We start from the raw sequence: 22,443 nt of genomic DNA on the forward strand, positions 1-22,443 counted from the left end.
GGAGCAGAAATGACAAACGATCTGGAGCAAAACAAGAAGAATGTCATCGCGTTCTATGAGATGATGTTCAACGATTGCGAACCGGCTAAAGCCATCGAACAATATGTTGGAGATGATTACATCCAGCATAACCCGGATGTTGAAGACGGAAAGCAGGGATTTATCGATTACTTCATCAAGATGGCGGATGAGTATCCGGTGAAGTCAGTCGTCGTAAAACGCGCCATAGCCGAGGGTAATCACGTCGTGCTTCATTGCCACCAGATCTGGCCCGAAGGTCTGGAATACGCGGGAATGGACATTTTTCGTCTGGATGAAAAAGGCAAGATCGTCGAGCATTGGGACGTCCTGCAAGTGATCCCGGACCACTCCAAAAACGATAACGGGATGTTCTGAACTTAATTCCTGAACCGCCAACCGGACCCGGTTGTCTTTTGAAATGAAAGGCTCCGGGTCTGGCTCTGCTATAAGAGATACGCGCTATTGTGGGCGGTGGTGCTCTGCCCCGCGCTCGACATGGAGTTTCAGCGTCCTCAGCCCGCGGCCCTCATGACCCGGTTCCCAATCCGGTCGCTCAAGCAGGCGGATGGTTGAAAACTCTGATACCAGGCCATGAAGCGCCACAGACATTTCCATCCTTGCCAGTTGCGCTCCGGGACACGCATGCATGCCCGCTCCGAACGAGAAATTGCGTGTGCGCCCCTCGCGGGTGATATTGAAGTTTTGAGGATCTTTGACGGCCGACGGGTCCCGATTGGCACCCGGCACAAGCGCATAGGCGACATCCCCTTTACGGAACTTCAGGCCTTTGAACTCAAATTCCCCGGTTGCCTGATGTGGAATGGCCCATGGAAGCGGCGCGAAACGCATACCCTCGTCAACAGCGCGCAGCGCAAGACCGGGATCCGCTCGGAGCTTTTCAAGTTCATCAGGGTGCTGAAGCAACGCCAGAAGGATCAGGGGAAGCTGTGTCCGCGTTGTGTCTACCCCGGCCGAGGCCAACTCGGCGGACAAGTAGACAATCTCATCTTCAGACATTCGGTCGCCGTCAATTTCAGCCTGAATAAGTTCGCTGAACAGATCCTCGCCTGGATTTTCGCGGCGTTCAGACAGCAGATCGCGCAAGTAGGTGTGAATTCGGCGATTGGCCTCTTCGACTTTTTCTATCCCGACACCGGTTTGAAGGGCATCCAGCTTGCGGCCACCCACCTTGATCCAGTCGTTCAGGCCTTCTGTTTCCACGTAAGGTACGTCAAACATTGGCCCCAGCACCCGTGAAGGCAACGGGTCGGCGAAATCCGCGCAAAACTCAACCTCGCCTGTGTCCGGAAAGGCCGCCGTCAGATCCCTGGAAATCGCTTCGATGGATTGGCGCATCCCGCCCACGATCCGTTCCCGCAGAGCGATTTTCACCAGTCGTGACAAGCGATCATGGCTTACCCCGTGCATGTTAAGAAGTTCGTGATCAATCGCTTTTTTCAGGTAGGGGCTCTTTGTTTCGTCAATCCCCTCAAAATGGAACCGGAAATCCCTGCATTTGAATATCTCTGCAACGTCTTCCTGATTGTAGAAAATCATCCCTCCATCGGGTGTGCGTGCGTAAAAGGACTGTGCCCTCAAATGTTCGATAAACCCGTATCTGTCCTGTTTGAACTCTTCCGCATCAAGAGCCACGGTCATGGGAGAGTCTGGCATCTGTGTACCTCCGCATCTATGGAATCGTATTCGTGAAGGGTTAGCCGGCGCAACTTGACGTCAGGAAATCCTGAAATCCTGTCGGGACGCGCCTGTTTTTTCAATATTGGTGTTGTCAAAAAATCCACAACGATTTCCTTTCAGCGGCAATAAAATACCAATTTTTCATGGAGGCGGCACTCGTCCTCATCGGAGCTCAGGTTCCATGGTCCGTTCGAGCACTTCCAAAATTTGAGCCAGCGCCTGATCCGCTGTTGCTCGAATTGAAACTGTGCCTTTGGGGCCGTTGGCGTGGTCGCGGTTGATGCGGATAAGCGTTGCATTTGGAAGTTGCGATGATATCGTTTCCATCGGCACCCGTATCACACCAGGCGTGTTGAAACCTGAGCCAATTTCGATCAGGGCAAGCTTCTTTCCTTCCCGTTCTGAAAGCCATTCAGGAAGCCGTCGCGCCTGCGGCCTGTAAGGGTCTTCCACGAACCAGTTGCCGCCCCGCACGTTCATGAATACCCGCCCACCACATCGGGGGCAGGTCGGCAGCGTATTCGGATCTTCGACCATCTGCGTTTTCCGGTTCACGTGCGGGAGCATTGCAGCGACGAAAGGCTTTCCATCCCACGTGCCGTCATGGCAACGGTTGAAACACTGGAACCGTTCATAGTCACCCTGGGGCGTGAAAATCTGCTCTTCGGCAAATCCGTTCTTGTGGAAATACTGATCAACATTTGAGGTCATGACGAAATGTGTTTTGCCACCTACAATGGCGCGCAAATTTTGATAAACCTCAGTCGTTTGCGCCCTGTATACATAGTCCAGCGCCACCGAATAATATCCCCATTTCAACGCTTCGTTAGGAAAGGGATATCCCATCAGCTGATATTGGTACCGGGCTCCGTATTGCAACATGCCTGGAAAGCGTTCAGCGAAGTCAGCTTCGCTCGTATAATCAAGCCCCGCTGCGGCTGACAAACCTGCGCCTGCACCTATCAAAATCGTGTCCGCTTCCGCCACAAACTGCGCCGCTTGCGTTATCACATCCATGACGCAACTTTCCTTTCGTAGATCTCAGTGGCTGCATCGCCGAATGTATTGAAAACGACGTGTTCAAAAGGTCTCTGATGGGCTTGCAGCCAACCCGAAACCGTTCGCAAGGCGACGTCAGCGGCTTCTTCAGGCGGGTATCCAAAAACGCCTGTCGAAATTGCACAAAAGGCAAGCGATTTTACCCCGGCTCGTGCCGCCAGAGAAAGGCAAGACGTGTAACAACTCGCTAATTGCTGTGCTTGCTCGGTGGTGGGTCGATGGTTTGGAACGATGGGGCCAACCGTGTGCAGAACGAGTTTTGATGGCAAGTTATAACCGCGAGTGATTTTAGCTTCACCTGTCCGTTCATCCCGACCTTGTTGGGACATGATCATGGCGCAATCTTCGCGCAGCTGAGGCCCGGCGGCACATTGTATGGCGTTGTCGATGCACGCATGAAAAGGTTGGAAACATCCCAGCATCTGCGCGTTTGCAGCGTTGGTTATCGCATCAATCTTTAGTGTTGTGATGTCGCCGTCCCAGATGCTGATCATTTCGCCAAAAGAGTGGGGGCCGGCAGCACGTGGCAGAGACGCCGCATCCACAATGTCCTTTTGGGCCAATTCAGATTGCAGCAAACGATCAACTGAGTTTGTCAATTCATCCGACAGAGCTGCGGTCGCTCGCATTGTAAGAGCAGCCTGCACCCATCGCCTTTGATCTGCCGGAGAATAGGGGACATGATGGCGGCTGCAGAATTCGCGGGAAGCTGGGTCTGCTTTGATCGCTGACACGGCACCTGTCAGATCGGCAGCGCCGGTTGCCGGCATAAAGGGCACTCTTAGTTTGATCAGATCAGCATATTGCAGCATTGCTTTGTTCCCTGATGGTGCCTCCCGGCGAATGTCGCCAGGAGGCATAAGGATCGGATGTCAGAATTTTCCGTTGTCGTGGGCCATTTCGGACGGGATCTCAGAGATCGTGTCCCAGTGCTCTACGATCTTGCCGTCTTCAACTCGGAACAGGTCAAAGAATGCTGTCGGTGCACCGCCCAGAGTGCCCTCTGAGGCCGTGAATACGAAATTGCCCTCGGCCACGACAATTGGTGTATCGGTGTAAACCATTGTGATGCCGTTTTCGGCCATTGCGGCCAATGCCGATCCCAGCCCGTCCAGCCCGTCGGCGATGGCCGGGTTATGCTGGATGTAGGTTTCAGCAGAGATGAAGTCCGTAATGTTCGAGGCGTCGCCACCTTTCAGGACGGTTTCAACAAAGTCCGTTACCAGCGCTTTGTTGTCCGCCGTTTTGTCGGGATCGGAGACCTCGGTCGCACCGTCTGTCATGGTGTGCCCCGATGGGTTCGGTTCACCTGGTACTTGTAGGTTATCCCAATGTTCGGCCACTTTGCCGTCCTCGACACGGAATACATCGAAGCCGACGATAGTTTCAGCTCCGAAGGCCTGAGCGTTATGGTACGTACTATGCAGGACAACCAGGTCGCCTTCTGCAATGACGCGGTGTGTCTCGGTTTTCAGACCGCTTTCCTGCAATGCGGGTATAAAACCCAGAATTGCCGCCGCACCGGTGGGAACAGCAGGATTGTGTTGAATGTAGTTTTCAGCCAGCAACTGTTGTGCTGCATCCGGGTCGAAGTTGGTGAAAATAGCTGTCACCGCATTGATTACGATTTCTTTTGTGGACATTTGATAGTTCCTCTTGGTTTTGGAAGATGTTTGTCAGGTTGCGCGCATCTGCGCCTTCTTGACGGAGAAACGGTTGCCCCAGGGATCGTTCACGAAGCCCGTCTGCAGCGCATTGGTGTCGGATAGCAACTCGATCTCAGACAATCCGGTGGCGTTTGCCGGGCGCGTTGCCACGCCTGGAGATTTCCAGACATTTGCAGCAAGGTGATGGTGATAATCCCCTGACCCATACCAGCCGGCTGACGGGACTCCGAATGTCTTGGTCATACCTAAATGTTCAGTCATAAAGGCATCCGCTTTGGATACGTCGCCCACTTGAAGATGAACGTGGCCTATGACGGTGTCGGTCGGGACATGTGTCCAGGCGCTCGAGGCCGTGTGCACCAGGTTTTCAAGATCAAGGCGGCGCGTATCCATCTGAATGTGATCGCCGGATCGCTGCCAGTCAGAGCGTGGTCTGTCCCAATAGACCTCGACCCCATTCCCCTCAGGATCCTGAAGATAGAGTGCTTCGCTGACCAGATGATCAGAAGCACCATCAAGCCGAATTCCCAGTTCTTCGACATACAAGAGCCAGCTTCCCAGGTCAGAACGATTGGGCAATAGGAAAGCTGTGTGAAACAGGCCCGCTTCGTTTGGGTAACTTCGCGCGGCCGCGTCTTTTTCAAGGGCGATCAGAGGTTTGTTGCCGGCACCCAGTTTTGCGCTTTCGCCATCCTGAGTCAGAACGTGGAGGCCGATTATCTAGCTGTAAAAGTTCGTCGCAAGTTCAAGGTCATTTACGACCAGTGATACCTGACCAATAGAAATAGGTGCATCAGAGCTCGCCATGTCTGCCCTCGTTCTTTGTTTTGATGAAAGACAGATAGGGAGAAGTATTGTGGGTTAAAATGGCGATTATGTAGAGTAACAATCCCCGTAGCGTTCATAATAAATCTTTGGAAAACCGCCTAATCGGCTTAACTTGTTGTTCGCGACTGCATACCGTTGCAGCGGAGTTTTCTGCCTCCAAGTCACCAAACGCATCATCGGAAGCTTGATCCAACCCCCTTATGTCAGACCGCGAATTGCTGGTGATCCGTTCGGGTAATGGGTGGAACATCTGGTGCAAGGCGTTTTGCCGGATTGTGACCACAATTACCGGAATCGAAATTGGCGTCAGATTTTGATTCGGCTTTAGAAGTGCCCGTTCTACCGATAAACTAAGCTCTGTAATCCCAAATGGCTCAAAGTGGCATCTGAATGAAATCGCAGGGAAATCACGCCTTATGCTCATTTTGGAAAGAAAATCCTTGAAAAATAAGTTCAGGAGTGTGAAAAAAAGTTCATGATTGTGAAACAGGTAGACCACCTGCTAACGCTGCTCGAGCTCTTCGCGCAGGAGAAGAGGCCAATGACAATGACTCAAATCTCTGATGCTATGGGACTACCGAAGTCCAGCACGCACAATTTGATCGAGACATTGAGTGTCCGCGGATACCTTTATGAGGTCCGGCAGCGAGGAGGGTTTTATCCAAGTCGCAAGTTGCTGGCGACGGGCGAAGCCATCGCTGATGGAGATCAGGTGACAACACTGATCAGTGAATACCTCGGCAGAATGGCATACGAAACCGGGGAAACGGCCTTGCTGGCGTCAAGAGCTGGAGACGATGTCATCTATTTGGCGGTTGCAGAGTCACGGCAATCGATCCGCTACCACGCCGAAGTGGGCAGCCGCAGACCGGTTTATGCGACATCAGGGGGTAAAGCGATCCTATCGACTTATCACGACGCTGCATTGGAAAAAGAGTTGGGCGGCATCGCCTTTGCTGACCTGCGCGAAAATACAATCAGCAATCCCGAGACACTGAAAACGAGAATTAGGGAAGGGAATGCACGCGGATTTTTCCTGAATCTTTCCGAATACACTCCGGACGTCACCGGCATAGGGATCCCGGTAAAAATAGAAGGACGTCCATTGGGACTGTCAATTGCCGGTCCGAATTATCGGATGGAAGATCGATATTCCGAGTTTGCCGACTGCCTGCACAGAACTTCTGAAGAAATAATTCGTGCACTGCATGCCGCTGGCCTTAGTGCCGACCTCTATCACAAATCAAGTTGAACCATCCCGCCAGAGGAAACTCAAAATGACCGTTGACACGAACAAATTGTTTATTCGCGAAAGCGATGTAATTCCCTACGAGCCTTCGGGCCACACCGGGACAGTTAACCGTCGTTTAGTTGGTCAGGAGCAGGGGGCCAAGCATCTTGAAATAGTGATCGGAACAATCGATCCGGGCGAAGGTGCAACCCCCCATTTCCACCCTGGCATAGATCAGTTCTGTTATATGCTTGATGGCGAAGCAGAGGTCACAATCGGCAAAATCACCCGTGTGATTGGGCCAGGAGAAGCATGCTTTTTTCCTGCTGAAGTTTCCCACGTTTTTGTCGCCAAGGGCGAAAAGCCCATCCGTGTTCTTGTCGCGTACGGTCCCCCATACGGTGAGGGTGCCCGCGTCGACCTCTGATCAATATGGAGATGAATTGATCCACAACCCGGGGTGAGGAGGCCCCGTACACCATGAAAATCAAATCTACCTTCAAGGCTGCGGCAGTGGCCCTGCTTTTTGCGGCCTCATCGCAGGCAAAAGCTGAGACCATTTCCTTTGCGGACAGTTTCCCACTGGAACATTACCTTTCTAAAGAAGGCATGGTGTTCTGGATGAACCGGGCCGAAGAACTGACCGGGGGTGAGGTTAATTTCCGCCACTTCCCGGCGGGTCAGTTGGCGAAGGCAAAGGGTATTCTGCAAAAAGTGCGCGATGGCGCGGTGCAGGCCGGATATGTTGGAATAGGCTACGCCAGCGACCGGATGCCGTTGAACGGCGCGTCGATGATTGCGGGCATGACCGGCGAGTCCCTACCAGGCAGCCAGGCCTATTGGAAGCTGGTCAAGGAAGGGGCGTTGCGCCACGAATTTGACGACAACGGGGTCGTGCCGTTGTTTGCAGCTGTGCTCCCTGCGTATCAGCTGGTTCTGGCCGGTAATCCGATCAAATCGGTGGATGAGCTGAAAGGCATGAAAATCCGCTCGTCAGGCACCTTGAACCTGGCTGTCGAAGCTTTCGAAGGCACGCCGGTTTCGTTGCCGGCGCCCGACATTTACCTGGGAATTCAGCGTGGCACTCTTGATGGATCGTTGCTGCCGCCGGGCAGTGTCAAACCTTACAACCTTCAGGAAGTAATTGGTTCAACCAGCACCAACGGCTCGTTTGGAACCTTCGCCATCACGGCGGTGATGAATGCGGATGCCTTCAACGCGCTGAGCGAAGATCAGCAAGCGGCGCTGATTCAGGCCGGGGATGAGACGGTTATTCATCTGGGGCAGTATCAGGACGAAAAAGTTGCCGAAGCCCTGCAGGAATTTCGCGATCTTGGCATCGCAGTTTACGAACTCGACCAGGCAACTCTGGACACGCTGAACCCGCTGATGGCGACGGTCAAGGACGCGTGGGTCGCGCGAATGGAAGAACGCGGTCTGAACGCAGCCGAGGTGGTGGCTGAGTTCGAAGCAGCGGTCGCCGAGGCCGAGGGCAACTGATCCTCCCCAACTGATGCCGTTCGACCTGAACGGCATCTTTTTTTAAGCGATGACGGAAGGGTGGAAAATGCTCAGAGCATTTGAAAAACTTGAAAATCTACTGAGCTGGATTGCAGGAATTTCGGTTTTTGCGATGATGGTTCTCGTTAGCTGCGACGCCATTGGACGCTATGCGTTCAAATCGCCGCTGACCTTTCAGTTCGATTTCACGACATATTACCTGATGGTCATCGTCGGAGTCCTGGCCCTGTCCTGGGGCGAACGAAATGGCGCCATGATCCGTATCAACGTTGTGTCGCGGTTTCTGCCCGACGGCCTTAAGGGACTGCTTTACGCCCTCAACAATTTACTGGCCGCACTTGTTTTTGCCGTGATGACGCAAGCGTCCCTCAAACGCACGCTGGAAACCCTTCATGAAGGTGACGTGATTTTCGGTGTCATCGACTGGCCGGTCTGGCTGTCACTGGTTTGGGTCCCCATCGGTGCTGGTGTCCTGACAGTGCGTCTATTGATCAATGCCATTCAATACGGCTTTCTTGGGCGCCCGGTTGTACCGGCCAGCGGCCATGAAGACGAGATGTAAGGAGAAGATTTCATGGAGATCTTTATCGGAGTAGCAACCCTGATCCTGCTGATCATTCTGGAAATGCCGATCGCGTTTGCACTGATGACATCGGCGGTTCTGGGCTTGTGGATCACAGGAGGAGGTGCCCTGGTCACCAGCTTCCTCGGGGACGTTCTGCACGAAGAAAGCGCTAACTATGTTCTGCTGACTGTTCCGATGTTCGTGCTGATGTCGCAATTCATGGCCAAGTCCGGCATGGCACGCGACATTGTCGTTTGCTGTGACCTGTGGTTGGGTCGAATTCGCGGTGGTCTGGCCGTCGCCTGCGTCATGGCAAGCGCATTCATGGCCGCCGTGATTGGCTCAAGCACCGCATCCACCGCTACCATGTCCACTGCGGCCTACCCGACCATGCGCGAAGTGGGATATTCCGACCGGCTTGCGGTTGGCGTCATCGCAATCTCGGGAACCCTGGCCATCATGATCCCGCCGTCGATCATCCTGATCATCTACGGCATTTTGACTGAGGTTTCGATCGGCAAACTGCTGATTGCGGGTGTTGGCCCCGGCCTGCTGACCGTGGTCGGATACACGACCGCGATCATGGTAATGGGCGCGATCAAGCCTGATGCAGTTCCGGCGCGGCCAAACTTCGACCGCCCTGCGGCGGTCGCGTCGATCCGTACGGTTTGGCCTGTTTTCCTGCTGATGACCATCGTGATTGGCGCGCTTTACAGCGGAATTGCGACACCGACAGAGGTTGGAGCAATCGGGTCGCTGTCAGCCCTTGTCATCGTCATCCTGATGCAGCGCCTTCAGGGGAAAGATTTCCTCAACTCGCTCACGGAAACCGTGCGTACAACTGTGATGATCATTGCGATCATTTCCGGTGCGCTGATGTTCGGCTATTTCCTGACATTGACCCAGGCAACGCAAAACCTGCTTGATGCGATCCGCGACGCCGGCATGCAGCCTTGGACCGTAATGATCATCCTGGTTTTTGTCTATCTGATCCTGGGGATGCTGATGGACCAGCTGGCCATTCTCGTTCTGACAGTACCAGTGACATTCGCACTGATCTCTCAGCTTGGCTTCGATGGTATCTGGTATGGCATCATCATCACCAAAACCGTCGAAATCGGATTGGTCACACCGCCCCTGGGGCTGAACATCTTTGTCGCCTCAAGCCTGACTAAAGTTCCGGTCGGAGAGTGCTTCAAAGGGGTCGCTCCATTTATTCTGGTCGAGATCATCATTCTCGTGCTGCTTCTCGCTTTCCCGCAAATCTCGTTGTTCCTGCCCGGTCTGATGGGCTGAGCTGCTGAAGACAGGAGTGAAGTAAATGTATGATCTTCTAAAAGGCGTTCGGGTACTGGACCTGACAGCAGTAGTTCTGGGTCCGCTTGCCACGCAGTATCTGGGCGATTTCGGAGCCGATGTGATCAAGGTCGAACCACCTTCGGGCGACATCTTTCGGCATGTTCGCCCCGCCCGATCCGATGGAATGGGCGCCGGTTACTTAAATTACAACAGGAACAAGCGGGCAGTGTCGCTGAATCTCAAGAAAGACACTGACCGTGAGCAGTTCATGGAATTGCTGGCGGATGCAGATGTTCTGGTTCACAATATGCGACCGGGTGCAGCAAAACGCCTGGGGTTTGATCCCGAGACCATCCGCAAGGCCTATCCGGGTTTAGTCTATTGCGTTGCTGCCGGTTACGGCAGCAACGGACGCAACGCCGAGCATCCGGCATATGATGATATCATTCAGGCAGCGTCCGGCGTTGCACATCTAAACCGCAATCAGAATGACGAGCCACGGTTTCTACCCACCATCATTTGTGACAAGGTCGGCGGAATGCACCTCGCTATGGCGGTTCTTGCCGGGGTTGCCCATCAGGCAAAGACTGGTGAGGGCTGCGTAATTGAGGCCCCCATGTTCGAAGGGCTGGTTGCGTTTTTGATGTCGGAACAACTGTCCGGAGAAACCTTTCGACCGGCAAAGGGCAACGTGGGTTACGAAAGGCTCTTGTCTCCCCATCGCAAGCCGTTTCCGACCAAGGACGGCTTTGTCGGTGTGCTGCCATATAATAGCAAGCACTGGGCAAGCTTTCTGAAATTCGTCGGGCGTGACGATCTGGCCCAGGCGGATTGGGTTCAGGATTCCGCCGCGCGCAGCGAAAACATTGGCAAGCTCTACGCCGTGGTTGCCGAAAAGATGCCCGAGCGAACAACGGACGACTGGTTAGAAATTCTGCGCGGCCTCGACATTCCCTGCACACCGATCAATTCACTGACCGATCTGCTGGCGGACGACCATCTGGAGGACGTCGGACTGTTCCGCGAGATAGATCATCCGACCGAAGGTGCGCTTCGCTCGATCCGTTCGCCGTTCTGGATCGGGGGGGTCGATGAATACCCCGATGCGCCTGCTCCGGGGCTCGCCGCGCCGGACGAAAATATCTCCTGGTGGCAAGGAGGATAATTTGGAGTGACAAGCATGCTAAATGGAAAAACTGCTATCGTAACAGGATCGACCAGTGGCATCGGGCTTGCTATCGCAGGGAGTCTTGCCGAAGCGGGCGCAAACATCGTTCTGAACGGTATCGAACCCGCAGAACAGGTTGATCCTGTCGTACAGGAGCTGCAGGAAAAATGGGGCGTGCGCGTCCTGTTCGATGGCGCCGATATGACCAATCCGACACAGATCGAAGCTATGGTTGTCGGCGCTGAACGGGCATTCGGGTCCGTCGATATCGTGGTCAACAACGCGGGCATCCAGTACGTTGCCCCCGTGGATGAGTTCCCAATCGCCAAATGGAATGCGATTATCGCAATCAACATGTCTTCTGCCTTTCACACGACCCGTGCTGCACTGCCTGGCATGAAGAAACGTGGCTGGGGCCGGATCGTGAATCTGGCGTCGGCCCACGGGCTTGTCGCCTCGCCCTACAAATCGGCCTATGTGACGGCCAAACACGGCGTAGTCGGCCTGACCAAGACCGTTGCGCTGGAAGTGGCCGAGATGGGCATCACCTGCAATGCGATTTGCCCGGGCTACGTGCGTACTCCGCTTGTCGAAAAACAGATACCTGCCACGGCTGAGGCAAGAGGGATCAGTGAAGACGAGGTGATCCGCGATGTGATGCTGGCTGCACAACCCACCAAGAAATTTGTCGGCACGGCCGAGCTGGGCGCATTGACGGTATTCCTGTGCTCTGACGCAGCCCGTTCGCTAACTGGCGCTGCCCTGCCGGTCGATGGAGGCTGGACGGCACATTAAATCTGGAGAAAGCCATTGGTAGACAAGGTCATCACTCCAAAAGCAGCCGCAGCGTTGGTGAATTCGGGCGATGTGGTCACGACTTCGGGGTTTGTCGGGATTGGGGTCCCGGACGAGCTTTTGCTGGCGCTCGAGCAGCGGTTCCTTGACGATGGCGCACCGCGCGATCTGACGCTGCTGTTTGCGGCTGGTCAGGGCGACGGACGTGATCGGGGATTGAACCGCTTGGGCCATGAGGGGCTGCTCAAACGGGTCATCGGAGGTCACTGGGGGTTGATCCCGAAAGTGGCCAGGCTTGCGGTCGAAAACCGGATTGAAGCATACAATCTTCCCCAGGGGGTGATCAGCCACCTGTTCCGGGACATTGCGGCGGGCAAGCCCGGTACGCTGACCCATGTCGGTCTGGGCACCTTTGTCGACCCCGAATTGGAAGGTGGCCAGATTAACGCAACAACCACCGAGGCTCTGGTCGAACGCATCAGGATCGCCGGGCGCGAGTTGTTGTTCTACCACGGTATGCCGATCGACGTTGCGTTCCTGCGCGGCACCACAGCGGATTCGCTTGGCAACGTCACGCTCGAACGTGAGGCGTTAACCATCGACTCGTTGTCGCAGGCCATGGCCGTGCGCAACTCAGGGGGCGTCGTGATCGTTCAGGTCGAACGTCTGGCAGAAGACAACTCGCTGGAACCGCGCAAGGTGGTGCTGCCTTCGGCTCTTGTCGATGCGGTGGTTGTGGCGCGACCCGAAAACCATGTGCAGACCTATGCAACCGACTATTCGCCGCAATTTGCCGGGCAATTGCGGGCCCCTGCGGGCGCGGTAGAGACGATGCCGCAGGATGCGCGCAAAATCATTGCCCGGCGCTGCGCATTCGAGCTTCCGATCGGCGGTGTTGTCAATCTGGGCATCGGTATGCCAGAGGGCGTGGCGGCGGTGGCCGGCGAGGAGAATCTGCTGCGGCATGTAACGCTGACCGCCGAGCCGGGGGTAATTGGCGGCCAGCCAGCCTCGGGGCTGGATTTCGGCGCCGCCGTCAACACTGATGCGATCATCCCGCAGAACACACAGTTCGATTTCTACGATGGCGGTGGTCTGGATCTGGCGGTGCTTGGCATGGCCGAGGCGGACGCGGCGGGCAACGTCAACGTGTCCCGTTTTGGCCCGCGTTTGGCCGGCGCCGGTGGGTTCATCAACATAAGCCAGAATGCTCACAAAGTGGTATTCGCCGGAACCTTTACCGCAGGTGGGCTGCAGATCGCACTGGAAGACGGCAAGCTTGCGATCCTCCAGGAAGGCAAGGCACGCAAGTTTCGCGGCGACGTCGGTCAGATTACCTTTTCGGGCCGACAGGCCTCGGATGGGCGCAGGACGGTGTTCTATGTAACCGAACGCTGCGTGTTCGAGCTGCGCAAAGGCGCGCTGACCTTGACCGAAATCGCTCCTGGCATCGATCTGGAGCGGGACATTCTGGCTCATATGGATTTTTGTCCCGAGATAGGCGAATTGGTCCAGATGGACGAACGCATCTTCGCTCCCGATCCAATGAAATTGCGTGAAGATTTGCTGCATCTCGATATGCCCCAACGGATCGTGCTGGAGGCGGACAATCGCCTGTTTATCAACCTCGGCAAGTTGCGGATCAAATGGCCTGCGGATGTGCAGGCGATCCGCGGCCGGGTCACTGAATTGTGCGAAGGGTTGCTGCAACAGGTTGATACCATCGTAAGCTATGACGGCACCGTCATCGATGAGGATATCGAAAGCGAGTACGCTGACATGGTGCGAGCGCTGGAAGAGAAATACTATCGCTCGGTCACCCGGTATTCGAGCTCAGCATTCATGCGAATGAAGCTTGGCGAAAAACTGTTCCGGGATGCGAAACCGCACATTTTTCAAAATCAGGATCAGGCCAAGAAACACCTGAAGACCGGCGGATAAGCTTCGGTCGCATCCCGGATCATACCAAATAGACGGAGCGCGCGTTCATGTCAGAACCAGTCACTATTTTTGAAATGGGGCCGCGTGACGGGCTGCAAAACGAGAAAAAGCAGATTTCCACGGCGGACAAGATCAAACTGGTCAATGCCCTTTCCGATTGTGGTTTAAGCAAGATTGAGGTGACAAGCTTTGTCAGCCCGAAATGGGTGCCTCAGATGGGCGATGCCGCCGAGGTCATGGCAGGTATCTCGCGCAAGTCAGGCGTTTCCTATGCGGTTCTCACCCCGAACATGCGCGGCATGGCCGTCGCGCTGGATGCCAATGCCGATGAAATTGCTATTTTTGCATCTGCGTCCGAAGGCTTTAGCCAGAAGAATATCAATTGTTCGATTGCCGAAAGCCTGGAACGGTTCGCACCGGTTGTCGACACGGCAAAGGATGCCGGAATTCCCGTGCGCGGCTATGTCTCGTGTGTGACCGATTGCCCCTATGACGGTCCGGTTGACCCGGCCAAAGTGGCGCGGGTGGCAAAATCGCTCGCTGACATGGGATGTTATGAGATCAGTCTGGGTGACACCATCGGAGCGGCAAGACCGGAAACCACCGATGCGATGCTAACGCGCGTTCTGGACGCGGTGTCGGCAGGGCGACTGGCCGGTCATTTCCACGATACCAAGGGGCGGGCGCTGGACAATATTGATCTGTGTCTTGAGCGCGGCCTCAGGGTGTTCGACGCGGCGGTCGGTGGGCTTGGTGGCTGCCCATACGCGCCTGGCGCAAAGGGCAATGTGGCGACCGAGCTTGTGGCCGATCTGATGGCGCGGCGCGGATTTGAAACCGGGCTTGATAGGGCACGACTGACCGAAGCCGCAACATTCGCAAAGACACTGAGGAGCAGCACATGAACGATTTCGAAACTCTGAACGTCGAACGGGACGAGCGGAATGTTCTGTATGTCAGGATGAACCGGCCGGACAAGCGCAACGCCCTGTCAGCACAGATGATCGCTGAGTTGACCATACTGGCGCAAAACACTGGCTCTGACCCGGATATTCGCGCGGTCGTGCTGTCGGGCGAGGGCAACGTGTTTTGTGCAGGTGGCGATCTTGGGTGGATGATGGATCAGATCAAGGCGGATCGCGAAACCCGTATGCACGAGGCACGCAAGCTTGCCGAAATGCTGAATGCCCTGAATGTAATGCCCAAACCCCTGATTGGCCGGATCCACGGTGGCGCGTTTGGCGGCGGTATCGGCATGGTTTGTGTTTGTGATGTTGCCATCACCGATGCCGCCACGAAATTCGGCCTGACAGAAACGCGGCTGGGCCTGATACCTGCCACGATCGGGCCATATGTACTTGCTCGACTGGGTGAAGGCATGGCCCGCCGTGTATTCATGTCAGCCCGGATATTCAAAGCGGACGAAGCGGTCGCACTGGGGGTGGTGGCTGCGTCAGTGAATGCCGATGAACTGGATGCGGCAGTCGAAGCGCAAGTCAAACCGTATCTATCGGTGGCACCCGGGGCGGTGGGCGCAGCCAAGAATCTGGCCCGTGCACTCGGCCCGCGTATTGACGATAGGGTAATAGACGACACCATTCGGCGGCTTGCTGACACTTGGGAAACCGAGGAGGCTGCGGAGGGAATCGACGCCTTCCTCGAAAAGCGCAACGCGCGCTGGGTCAACTGATCGCCCAGTCGAGCAATGATGGGGTTGCGAAGGTGCAGACATTTCTGGTGCCGGTCTGGTAATGACAACCCAAAAATAGTTTCCATTTTCTTGCCAAAAGGTCATTCATTCAAAGAACGCTTTAGCATGGAATTGAAAAATCTTTCGGGCGATCGTCGTACGCGGCACTTCGATTCTCGCACAACGCACACTCTCGAAGGTGAATACGTCAGCAGGAATGCAAGCTGCCAACCGGATGACGTCAGGAAAGTGAAACTTGTTTTCGACTATGTTGCAGCATCGCCGGGTTAGAAGCTACATAGTTCTTGGGCCGCAGATGTTCGATAAAACGTGCGCTGGATAATCTGGCCCGTGCGACTGGCGTTAACCATTTCGAAACCTGATCATCGTCAGAGTCACCCGTTCAGAGTTCCCCCTTGGGTATCATGAGATTTTCACATTCACGCGTTTAGGAAAAGAACAAGCGGACCATAAACATCGTAATCGACGGGAACGCCACCAGAACTGTGATCCGAATAATATCCGACAAAACAAAAGGCAGTGCACCACGATACGTCTGTCCGATCCCGACGCCTTTTGACATCGCATTGATCACAAACAGGTTCATGCCAACAGGTGGTGTGATCAACCCGATTTCCGCCGACATCAGAACCAGAATTCCGAACCAGATTCCCACTTCTGCCGGAGGGATGCCAAAATCCAGCTGCGTTATGATCGGAATGAATATTGGAACCGTGAGGAAGATCATCGCAAGCGAGTCCATCACCGTGCCCAACACAAGATAGAGCAAAAGCATTCCGATCAGGATTGTCCAGGGACTGACCTGCGCTTCGAAGAAGTATGCCGCAAGCGTTTGTGGCACCTGCGCGGAAGACAGGAAGGAATTGAATACACCTGCCGCCAAAATGATGAAGAAGATCATTGCCGAGGTCTGGGCCGTTGAAAGCAAGGAGTCTCTTACCGCTTCCCATGTCAGGGCCCGCTTGAACCACGCAACCAATGCGGTGCCGGCAACTCCGACGGCCGCCGCGGCGGTCGGCGAAAAAGCCCCGGTGTAAATCCCACCGATCACCAGGGTAAAAATAACGATCACCGGCCAGACAGGTATCAACGCCCGAAACCGGTCTTTGTACGGCAACCTTTCGATACTACCTGCCGAGCCCGGAACCATCCTCGTGTAAATGGCGACCGTCAGCATGTAACCCAGCATGGCGAGGATGCCGGGGACAAATGCGGCGGTAAAGAGCTTCTCGATATTCTCTTCCGCCAAAATCGCATAGACGACCAGCACGACCGAGGGCGGGATCAAAATGCCAAGCGTTCCACCCGCAGCCAGCGCACCAGTTGACAGTGCGCCGGAATACCCGGCGCGATGTAGTTCGGGCAGCGCAACGCGACCCATTGACGACGCCGTGGCAAGAGAAGATCCGCAGACGGCACCAAACCCGGCTGACGCGCCGATTGCTGCCATCGCAAGGCCTCCTTTCTTGTGACCCAGCCAGGCCTCTGCGGCTTTGAACAAGGCGGACGACATACCCCCGCGCATGGCAAACTCGCTCATCAACAGGAACAGCGGAATGATAGAAAGCGAGTAATTGGTCAACGTGCCATAGGCGAAAGTCTTGAGCTGGCTGTCCATCATCCGCATGTTGCCAGCGACCAGATAGGTTCCAAGCAAGCCGACCGCAAACATGGCTGCAGCCAATGGAATTCGAAATGCGATCAGGACAAGCAAAACCCCAAAGCTCAGCAGGCCGATCTGCAGATCGGTGAACGTGGCGGTCAGGAGCTCCAGCATGCCTCAGACCCTCGCCGCGTGTGAGTTAAATAACGCCCGAAAACTGCGCCAGACGCAGAATAGCGCGACTATGAAAAAGATCAGGATACATATCTCGGCCACCACATACGTGGGCCAGAGCGGCAATCCCAATATCTGAGATTCCTGGCTGCTGCGCACCCGTTCCGCGATTTCAGAGAAATTGCCCTGAACCAAAAGCTCAGCCAGCGACTCCTTTGAGCCTCGTGCTTTTTTGAAGATCAAAAACCATTGTCGCGTCAGAATGAGATATGCTATCGCTGCCAGAAGGGTATCCCCCAAAAGATCCAGCACCTTGTTGAATCGCTTGCCAAAAACCGGCTCGAACAGATCTACCTTGATGTGCCCCTTGCGGATCATCACCCAGGGCAGGGCGGCAAACAGCGCAAAACCCACACCATATGTCACAAGCTCCTCTTCGCCAAGGATCGGACGCAGCCAAGGCAGGTTCTCTCCAATCACAGTAGAACCTGCAACAGAATCCAATGCCCTGCGCAGAAGCTTGAGCAGGATACTCAGACAAGTGGCAACGGTGGCAAAGATCAGGCCCATGCCCCCCAGCAGAGCCAACCCTGCTGCGAGTTTCGTCATACCATGCTCTGTGCGTTCAAAGAGTGTCATAAGAAATTTCCGGTAGGAAACAGCGGCCCTGCCGGGCAGGGCCGATCAGTGTTCTATTGGTTGTCAGAGATCAGATCTCTGGCCTGATCAATGGCGGCCTGCCCATCGAATCCTTCGCCTGAGGCCCGCTCGACCCAACGATCATAAACAGGCTGCGCTGCTTCGATCCAACGCGCGACTTCAGCCTCATCCAGTTTGATGATGTTGTTGGCTTCAGCTGTACCCCGGCCTCCTGCATCCGCGTCGACCATGACCTGGCCGGCAAATTCGGACAGCGCTTTGCCAGTTTGCTCATCCAGGATTGCACGCAGATCGTCGGGCAATCCCTCGTAAACATCCCAGTTCATCGCCAGAACAAAAACCGCAGTGTAAAGCGCCCGATCTCCTGACAATTCGGTGTGGTTCGGTACCAGTTCCTGTAGTTTGATGGATGGCACTACTTCCCAAGGGATAACGGCACCTGAAATCACGCCTTTGGACATGTTCTCGGGTATTTTGGGCAATGGCATTCCGACCGGTGTTGCGCCCAGTTCTCCCAACAGATCTGTGACCAGCCGGGTTGGTCCTCGCATCTCCTTCCCTGCCAGATCTTCCAGTTTGGCTATGGGCTCTTCGCTGTGAATGACCCCCGGCCCATGGACCCAGCCAGCCAGGATTTTCGCCTCTTCGAATTCGCCGTCCTGTAATTCAGTCTCGATCAAATCGTAGAACGCTTTCGATGTCGCGACTGAATCCTGCATGATGAATGGCAATTCGAATACTTCGGCCCGATTGAACCGGCCCGAAGTATAGCCGGGCAGGGTCAGAACCGCTTCAACTGCGCCGTCAACTGCCTGATCATAAAGATCCCCCGGACGCCCGCCCAGCGACATGCTGTCAAAGATCTCTACCTTGATCCGGCCATCGCTCGCTTCTGCGACTTGTTCCGAGAAAGGCACCAGAAACTTCGAATGAAGCGGTGCTTTCTGTGACATGAAGTGATGAACTCGGATTGTTACTTCTTGCGACATCGCCGTGGTCGCTGCACTCGCCAGCACCAGTGCCGCAATTGTCGTTTTCAGAACTCGGTTCATTGGCTCCTCCTATTTCTTACAGTTTGCGTCTGCGCAGCTTGTGTCAGAGCTACGGCTGGTTACACAGGATCAGCTTTTCGGCTTGGATCCCATTTCAGTGATGTCCCGCACAACTTCGGCTGCGACCAACAAGGCACGGCCAGTTGCCACAACCATTTGCGGCAACAACATCCATTCCAACGCCCAAGCGGTGCCGGAACGTTCTTGCTCGTGAACCACGGCGTGGTGCATGCCCGGCAACAGCGTGGCATTGAAACGCGCCAGAGTTACCAGCAATTCGGCTAAGACAGGGTTGTGCTTGTGCGGCATGACAGACGAACTGCCACCGCTTTTGAGACGGATGTCGTCAACGCCTTGCTGCGCCATAAGCACAATGTCCTGCCCCATTTTTCCCAATGTGCCCGTTATCAGGGACAGCCAGCCGGAAAACTCCGCAATTGCAGTACGGTCGGTGTGCCATGATCGGCCGGGCGAGGGCAGATGCAGGGCGCGCGCCATGCTGTCGGCGATCTGCTGAGAATGTTCGGCCCAGGAGGCTCGGTCGCCTACGGCGCCGCCGAGCTGCAATCGGATCAGGCGCGTTTCGATTTCCGCCAAACGTTTCAGATGGGTTTCAATCGGTGTCCTCCAGGTTTTCAGCCTGTCGGACACGGTTATTTCCAGCGCCAATTGCATTCGTGTTCGCCCGGCCAACGGATTCTCACCGAAGGTCACTTCCAGTTCCTCAATCGCCGAAGAGACCGATTGCAAGCGGTCTGCCAGAATTGCAATGGCGTCCCGGAGGTTCAGTACCAGCGCGGTGTCGATCACATCTTGTGACGTCAATCCGCTGTGAATGACTGGCTTGATATCGTCCGGCGCATCTGCCTTGAGTTGGTGTACAAGCTCAGGGATCACAAGCCCGTCGCGTGCGGTGCCCTCTTTTAGTCCGGCCTCATCAAGTTCCGCCGACAGAACGTGCTGCGCTGCACGCTCGGCCAGTTTCGCGTCACGCAGACCGCATTCACCGAGTGCCCGGGAATAAGCGGCCTCGATTTCGCGCATTGTGCCCAGTTGCGCATCGGCACCAAGTGCCGCATCTATCTCGGCGTCGGCAAACAATGCGCTCAACCAAGAATGGTCAAATATACTGGCGCTCTGGGTCATGTTTGACTCGAGTTGGCTACTGACGAGTTGAATTCAGATCGCAAAGGGACGTTCAGTATGTCTCGGGCCTGCCGCCAGGTCGCAACTGGACGTTCATACTTGTTGCACAGGTCAACCGCTCTTTCCACCAGAGCGGCGTTCGAAGGCGCAAGAGTGGACTTGTCGATGCGGACGTTGTCCTCGAGACCCGTGCGGGTATGCCCTCCCGCTGCAATGGCCCATTCGTTGACGATGATCTGGTTGGGCCCAATACCGGCCGCACACCACTCCGCATCCGGTGCCCGGTCCTGCATGGTTTTAACGTAGAAATCAAAGACGTCCTTGTCCGCAGGCATCGCATTCTTCACGCCCATGACGAACTGAACGTACAACTTTCCATATAGATTGCCATCCTGATGCAACTTTATGGCCTGGACGATATGCGACAGATCGAACGCCTCGACTTCGGGCGTTACGCCGTAGGTCTGCATTTCAGACGCCAGCCAGTTCACCAGATCAGGGGCGTTTTCATAAACGCGCGTCGGAAAATTGTTCGAGCCGACAGAAAGAGATGCCATGTCAGGGCGCAGCGGAAGCATCCCACCACGTTCCTGACCAGCTCCAGACCGGCCACCGGTGGATAGCTGGATGATCAGGCCAGGACAGTGCTGGTTAAGACCTTCGACCAATCTGGCAAACCGTTCCGGGTCACTTGTAGGCGTGCCATCGTCGTTTCGGACATGGCAATGGGCGATGGTGGCGCCCGCCTCAAAAGCTGCATGCGTGCTTTCGATCTGCTCTTCAATCGAGATTGGAACAGCGGGATTATTGGCCTTGGTTGGCAATGAACCAGTAATCGCAACGCAGATGATACAGGGTTTGCTCATGTTCACTTCCCTTGTGAAAAGTGGCCTGCCCCGAAGCATGAGGGGAGAGAGCAGGGGCAGGCCGATTGCTCAGATGTCGAAGAAGACGGTCTCGTTCTCGCCCTGCAAGCAAACATCAAACCGGTAAACGGTCTGCCCATCCCGATCGATTCGTTGAGCAATTAGTGTTTTGCGGCGTTTTTCCCATTCAACCAGGTTGATTACGGGATCAGCGGCATTGGCCTCAACCTCGTCGTTGAAATACAGGCGGGTATTGAGGCCGATATTGATGCCTCGCGCTACAATCCAGAGATTGATGTGCGGGGCCATCTTCGTGCCCGAGCGTCCAGCAACCGGACCGGGTTTTACTGTATCAAAACCCCATTCGCCGGTTTCGAAGTCCGTGATCACACGGCCCCAGCCGCGAAACCCGTCTTCCACCTCCCCGGGATGTTCAGGATGGGCATAGATACCATCAGCATTGGCCTGCCACGCCTCGATCAGTACATCCTTGACCGGGCTGCCAGTACCGTCGATGACCACGCCCTCAATGCGGATACGCTCACCCCTGGCGTTGGGGCCTGCAATGTCCCAGCCCAACTCACTTTTGTAGATGTCAAACCCTGCCGCGCCGGGGGCAAGCCCGATATGAACATAGGGACCGGCAGTCTGGGATGGGGTTTCCTTGAGATAGTTCAGCTCTTGCGGCATCAGTTTCCCTCCAGACGGTTTTCAAACAGGGTTGAGCGGCGTCCACGCAAAACGATGTCGAACTTGTAGACGATGGTATCCAGCGGGATCGTCGCATTCAGATCCAGCGGCGCGATCAGGCGCTCAATTGCATCCGGGTCGGGTATGGTTTTGACGATCGGGCATTGATGGATCAGCGGGTCGCCCTCGAAGTAGCATTGCGTAATCAGGCGCTGTGCGAATGCTGTTCCAAAGATCGACATGTGGATATGAGCGGGCCGCCAGTTGTTGACCCAGTTGCGCCACGGATAAGCACCCGGTTTGACGGTCCGGAAATAGTAGTAGCCGTTTTCATCCGTGATCGTGCGCCCGCAGCCACCAAAATTCGGGTCGATAGGCGCAAGATAGGTGTCTTTCTTGTGCCGATACCGTCCACCTGCGTTTGCCTGCCACATCTCGACCAGCGTATTGGGCAGCGGTCGTCCGTTTTCATCCAGAACCCGCCCGTGAAGGACGATCCGCTCGCCAATCGGGCTTTCATCGGGTTTGGCATAGTTCGACAGCAGATCGTTGTCGATCGGATCAACGTCGTCATGGCCGAAGACCGGGCCGGTGATCTCGCTCATCGAATTCTGCAGGCTGATCAGCGCCTGTTTCGGGGAGCGTGCGACCGAGGTTTTGTAGTGCTGAACATAGGCAGGGGGCTGCCATTCACGATCACGCTGGTAGAATTCGCCTGGTTTCACCATGTCTGCCTTCTCCATATAGC

The 22,443-nt window shown here is 55.3% G+C and carries 25 protein-coding genes; 12 read left to right on the forward strand and 13 right to left on the reverse strand.

The window, feature by feature from the left end:
* Nucleotides 1–9: 9 nt before the first annotated feature.
* Nucleotides 10–396, forward strand: a complete 387-nt coding sequence (locus Q0816_RS21855; RefSeq protein ID WP_298854616.1) for a nuclear transport factor 2 family protein — start codon at nt 10–12, stop codon at nt 394–396.
* An 84-nt stretch (nt 397–480) separates the two neighbouring features.
* Here Q0816_RS21855 and Q0816_RS21860 read toward each other — a convergent pair whose 3' ends face one another.
* The 5 genes from Q0816_RS21860 to Q0816_RS21880 form a co-directional block, all read right to left on the reverse strand.
* Nucleotides 481–1,695, reverse strand: coding sequence for a cytochrome P450 (locus Q0816_RS21860; RefSeq protein WP_298854619.1), 1,215 nt, complete (start codon nt 1,693–1,695; stop codon nt 481–483).
* 186 nt (nt 1,696–1,881) lie between these two features.
* On the reverse strand, nt 1,882–2,736 hold the full coding sequence (locus Q0816_RS21865) for a hypothetical protein (RefSeq protein ID WP_298854621.1): 855 nt from the start codon (nt 2,734–2,736) through the stop codon (nt 1,882–1,884).
* Nucleotides 2,727–3,590 (reverse strand): protein-ADP-ribose hydrolase, encoded by an 864-nt coding sequence (locus Q0816_RS21870; protein ID WP_298854623.1) that lies wholly within the window; start codon nt 3,588–3,590, stop codon nt 2,727–2,729. Before Q0816_RS21870 ends, Q0816_RS21865 begins: the two co-directional genes overlap by 10 nt.
* 60 nt (nt 3,591–3,650) lie before the next feature.
* Nucleotides 3,651–4,421, reverse strand: a complete 771-nt coding sequence (locus tag Q0816_RS21875; protein WP_298854625.1) for a nuclear transport factor 2 family protein — start codon at nt 4,419–4,421, stop codon at nt 3,651–3,653.
* A gap of 33 nt (nt 4,422–4,454) precedes the next feature.
* On the reverse strand, nt 4,455–5,120 hold the full coding sequence (locus Q0816_RS21880; protein WP_367180560.1) for a VOC family protein: 666 nt from the start codon (nt 5,118–5,120) through the stop codon (nt 4,455–4,457).
* Between Q0816_RS21880 and Q0816_RS21885 the strand changes: the two genes are divergently transcribed.
* Nucleotides 5,037–5,213 (forward strand): hypothetical protein, encoded by a 177-nt coding sequence (locus Q0816_RS21885; RefSeq protein ID WP_298854629.1) that lies wholly within the window; start codon nt 5,037–5,039, stop codon nt 5,211–5,213. The genes Q0816_RS21880 and Q0816_RS21885 overlap by 84 nt on opposite strands.
* A 133-nt stretch (nt 5,214–5,346) precedes the next feature.
* Here Q0816_RS21885 and Q0816_RS21890 read toward each other — a convergent pair whose 3' ends face one another.
* Nucleotides 5,347–5,772 carry a hypothetical protein gene (locus Q0816_RS21890; protein WP_298854631.1) on the reverse strand — a complete coding sequence of 142 codons (426 nt, stop codon included), beginning with the start codon at nt 5,770–5,772 and terminating at the stop codon, nt 5,347–5,349.
* A 42-nt stretch (nt 5,773–5,814) separates the two neighbouring features.
* On the opposite strand from Q0816_RS21890, the gene Q0816_RS21895 reads away from it, so the two are divergent.
* The 10 genes from Q0816_RS21895 (at nt 5,815) to Q0816_RS21940 (ending at nt 15,483) form a co-directional block, all read left to right on the forward strand.
* Nucleotides 5,815–6,525 carry an IclR family transcriptional regulator gene (locus Q0816_RS21895; RefSeq protein WP_298854633.1) on the forward strand — a complete coding sequence of 237 codons (711 nt, stop codon included), beginning with the start codon at nt 5,815–5,817 and terminating at the stop codon, nt 6,523–6,525.
* Between the two features lie 25 nt (nt 6,526–6,550).
* The gene (locus Q0816_RS21900; RefSeq protein ID WP_298854635.1) at nt 6,551–6,931 is read left to right on the forward strand and encodes a cupin domain-containing protein; all 381 of its coding nucleotides are present in this window, start codon (nt 6,551–6,553) and stop codon (nt 6,929–6,931) included.
* A 53-nt stretch (nt 6,932–6,984) separates the two neighbouring features.
* Entirely contained in the window at nt 6,985–8,004 is a 1,020-nt protein-coding gene (dctP, locus tag Q0816_RS21905; RefSeq protein ID WP_298854637.1) for a TRAP transporter substrate-binding protein DctP, read from the forward strand.
* A 67-nt stretch (nt 8,005–8,071) separates the two neighbouring features.
* A complete protein-coding gene (locus Q0816_RS21910; protein WP_298854639.1) occupies nt 8,072–8,587 on the forward strand; it encodes a TRAP transporter small permease in 516 nt (171 codons plus the stop codon).
* A gap of 12 nt (nt 8,588–8,599) precedes the next feature.
* On the forward strand, nt 8,600–9,886 hold the full coding sequence (locus tag Q0816_RS21915) for a TRAP transporter large permease (protein ID WP_298854641.1): 1,287 nt from the start codon (nt 8,600–8,602) through the stop codon (nt 9,884–9,886).
* A 25-nt stretch (nt 9,887–9,911) separates the two neighbouring features.
* Nucleotides 9,912–11,054, forward strand: a complete 1,143-nt coding sequence (locus Q0816_RS21920) for a CoA transferase (RefSeq protein WP_298854643.1) — start codon at nt 9,912–9,914, stop codon at nt 11,052–11,054.
* 15 nt (nt 11,055–11,069) lie between these two features.
* Nucleotides 11,070–11,852 carry a 3-hydroxybutyrate dehydrogenase gene (locus tag Q0816_RS21925; protein WP_298854645.1) on the forward strand — a complete coding sequence of 261 codons (783 nt, stop codon included), beginning with the start codon at nt 11,070–11,072 and terminating at the stop codon, nt 11,850–11,852.
* A 15-nt stretch (nt 11,853–11,867) separates the two neighbouring features.
* Entirely contained in the window at nt 11,868–13,793 is a 1,926-nt protein-coding gene (locus Q0816_RS21930; RefSeq protein WP_298854647.1) for an acyl CoA:acetate/3-ketoacid CoA transferase, read from the forward strand.
* A 47-nt stretch (nt 13,794–13,840) separates the two neighbouring features.
* Nucleotides 13,841–14,698 carry a hydroxymethylglutaryl-CoA lyase gene (locus Q0816_RS21935; RefSeq protein ID WP_298854649.1) on the forward strand — a complete coding sequence of 286 codons (858 nt, stop codon included), beginning with the start codon at nt 13,841–13,843 and terminating at the stop codon, nt 14,696–14,698.
* A complete protein-coding gene (locus Q0816_RS21940) occupies nt 14,695–15,483 on the forward strand; it encodes a crotonase/enoyl-CoA hydratase family protein (protein ID WP_298854651.1) in 789 nt (262 codons plus the stop codon). The genes Q0816_RS21935 and Q0816_RS21940 overlap by 4 nt, the downstream gene beginning before the upstream one ends.
* Before the next feature lie 448 nt (nt 15,484–15,931).
* Here the strand turns inward: Q0816_RS21940 and Q0816_RS21945 are convergent, their stop codons facing one another.
* The 7 genes from Q0816_RS21945 to pcaH all read right to left on the reverse strand — a co-directional run bounded on the left by Q0816_RS21945 (nt 15,932) and on the right by pcaH (nt 22,423).
* Nucleotides 15,932–17,281: a TRAP transporter large permease gene (locus Q0816_RS21945; protein ID WP_298854653.1), complete on the reverse strand. Its 1,350-nt coding sequence runs from the start codon at nt 17,279–17,281 to the stop codon at nt 15,932–15,934.
* 3 nt (nt 17,282–17,284) lie between these two features.
* The gene (locus Q0816_RS21950) at nt 17,285–17,920 is read right to left on the reverse strand and encodes a TRAP transporter small permease (RefSeq protein WP_298854655.1); all 636 of its coding nucleotides are present in this window, start codon (nt 17,918–17,920) and stop codon (nt 17,285–17,287) included.
* Between the two features lie 53 nt (nt 17,921–17,973).
* On the reverse strand, nt 17,974–18,993 hold the full coding sequence (locus Q0816_RS21955) for a TRAP transporter substrate-binding protein (RefSeq protein ID WP_298854657.1): 1,020 nt from the start codon (nt 18,991–18,993) through the stop codon (nt 17,974–17,976).
* Between the two features lie 69 nt (nt 18,994–19,062).
* Nucleotides 19,063–20,139 carry a 3-carboxy-cis,cis-muconate cycloisomerase gene (locus tag Q0816_RS21960; RefSeq protein WP_298854659.1) on the reverse strand — a complete coding sequence of 359 codons (1,077 nt, stop codon included), beginning with the start codon at nt 20,137–20,139 and terminating at the stop codon, nt 19,063–19,065.
* Entirely contained in the window at nt 20,136–21,005 is an 870-nt protein-coding gene (locus tag Q0816_RS21965) for a 3-keto-5-aminohexanoate cleavage protein (RefSeq protein WP_298854661.1), read from the reverse strand. The genes Q0816_RS21960 and Q0816_RS21965 overlap by 4 nt, the downstream gene beginning before the upstream one ends.
* A gap of 69 nt (nt 21,006–21,074) precedes the next feature.
* A complete protein-coding gene (gene pcaG, locus Q0816_RS21970; protein WP_298854663.1) occupies nt 21,075–21,695 on the reverse strand; it encodes a protocatechuate 3,4-dioxygenase subunit alpha in 621 nt (206 codons plus the stop codon).
* Entirely contained in the window at nt 21,695–22,423 is a 729-nt protein-coding gene (gene pcaH, locus Q0816_RS21975) for a protocatechuate 3,4-dioxygenase subunit beta (protein WP_298854665.1), read from the reverse strand. Before pcaH ends, pcaG begins: the two co-directional genes overlap by 1 nt.
* Nucleotides 22,424–22,443: the final 20 nt, after the last annotated feature.

This window comes from uncultured Ruegeria sp. (genome assembly GCF_947497005.1).
Lineage (GTDB): Bacteria > Pseudomonadota > Alphaproteobacteria > Rhodobacterales > Rhodobacteraceae > Ruegeria.

What these genes read in the sequence shown, in the direction of transcription:
- Q0816_RS21910 (WP_298854639.1), top strand. Translation starts at nt 8,072, where the DNA reads ATGCTCAGAGCATTTGAAAAACTTGAAAATCTACTGAGCTGGATTGCA.
- Q0816_RS21925 (WP_298854645.1), top strand. Translation starts at nt 11,070, where the DNA reads ATGCTAAATGGAAAAACTGCTATCGTAACAGGATCGACCAGTGGCATC.
- Q0816_RS21965 (WP_298854661.1), bottom strand. Translation starts at nt 21,005, where the DNA reads ATGAGCAAACCCTGTATCATCTGCGTTGCGATTACTGGTTCATTGCCA.
- Q0816_RS21900 (WP_298854635.1), top strand. Translation starts at nt 6,551, where the DNA reads ATGACCGTTGACACGAACAAATTGTTTATTCGCGAAAGCGATGTAATT.
- Q0816_RS21915 (WP_298854641.1), top strand. Translation starts at nt 8,600, where the DNA reads ATGGAGATCTTTATCGGAGTAGCAACCCTGATCCTGCTGATCATTCTG.
- dctP (WP_298854637.1), top strand. Translation starts at nt 6,985, where the DNA reads ATGAAAATCAAATCTACCTTCAAGGCTGCGGCAGTGGCCCTGCTTTTT.
- Q0816_RS21945 (WP_298854653.1), bottom strand. Translation starts at nt 17,281, where the DNA reads ATGCTGGAGCTCCTGACCGCCACGTTCACCGATCTGCAGATCGGCCTG.
- Q0816_RS21960 (WP_298854659.1), bottom strand. Translation starts at nt 20,139, where the DNA reads ATGACCCAGAGCGCCAGTATATTTGACCATTCTTGGTTGAGCGCATTG.
- pcaH (WP_298854665.1), bottom strand. Translation starts at nt 22,423, where the DNA reads ATGGTGAAACCAGGCGAATTCTACCAGCGTGATCGTGAATGGCAGCCC.
- pcaG (WP_298854663.1), bottom strand. Translation starts at nt 21,695, where the DNA reads ATGCCGCAAGAGCTGAACTATCTCAAGGAAACCCCATCCCAGACTGCC.
- Q0816_RS21895 (WP_298854633.1), top strand. Translation starts at nt 5,815, where the DNA reads ATGACAATGACTCAAATCTCTGATGCTATGGGACTACCGAAGTCCAGC.
- Q0816_RS21870 (WP_298854623.1), bottom strand. Translation starts at nt 3,590, where the DNA reads ATGCTGCAATATGCTGATCTGATCAAACTAAGAGTGCCCTTTATGCCG.
- Q0816_RS21875 (WP_298854625.1), bottom strand. Translation starts at nt 4,421, where the DNA reads ATGTCCACAAAAGAAATCGTAATCAATGCGGTGACAGCTATTTTCACC.
- Q0816_RS21855 (WP_298854616.1), top strand. Translation starts at nt 10, where the DNA reads ATGACAAACGATCTGGAGCAAAACAAGAAGAATGTCATCGCGTTCTAT.
- Q0816_RS21950 (WP_298854655.1), bottom strand. Translation starts at nt 17,920, where the DNA reads ATGACACTCTTTGAACGCACAGAGCATGGTATGACGAAACTCGCAGCA.
- Q0816_RS21955 (WP_298854657.1), bottom strand. Translation starts at nt 18,993, where the DNA reads ATGAACCGAGTTCTGAAAACGACAATTGCGGCACTGGTGCTGGCGAGT.
- Q0816_RS21935 (WP_298854649.1), top strand. Translation starts at nt 13,841, where the DNA reads ATGTCAGAACCAGTCACTATTTTTGAAATGGGGCCGCGTGACGGGCTG.
- Q0816_RS21865 (WP_298854621.1), bottom strand. Translation starts at nt 2,736, where the DNA reads ATGGATGTGATAACGCAAGCGGCGCAGTTTGTGGCGGAAGCGGACACG.
- Q0816_RS21860 (WP_298854619.1), bottom strand. Translation starts at nt 1,695, where the DNA reads ATGCCAGACTCTCCCATGACCGTGGCTCTTGATGCGGAAGAGTTCAAA.
- Q0816_RS21940 (WP_298854651.1), top strand. Translation starts at nt 14,695, where the DNA reads ATGAACGATTTCGAAACTCTGAACGTCGAACGGGACGAGCGGAATGTT.
- Q0816_RS21920 (WP_298854643.1), top strand. Translation starts at nt 9,912, where the DNA reads ATGTATGATCTTCTAAAAGGCGTTCGGGTACTGGACCTGACAGCAGTA.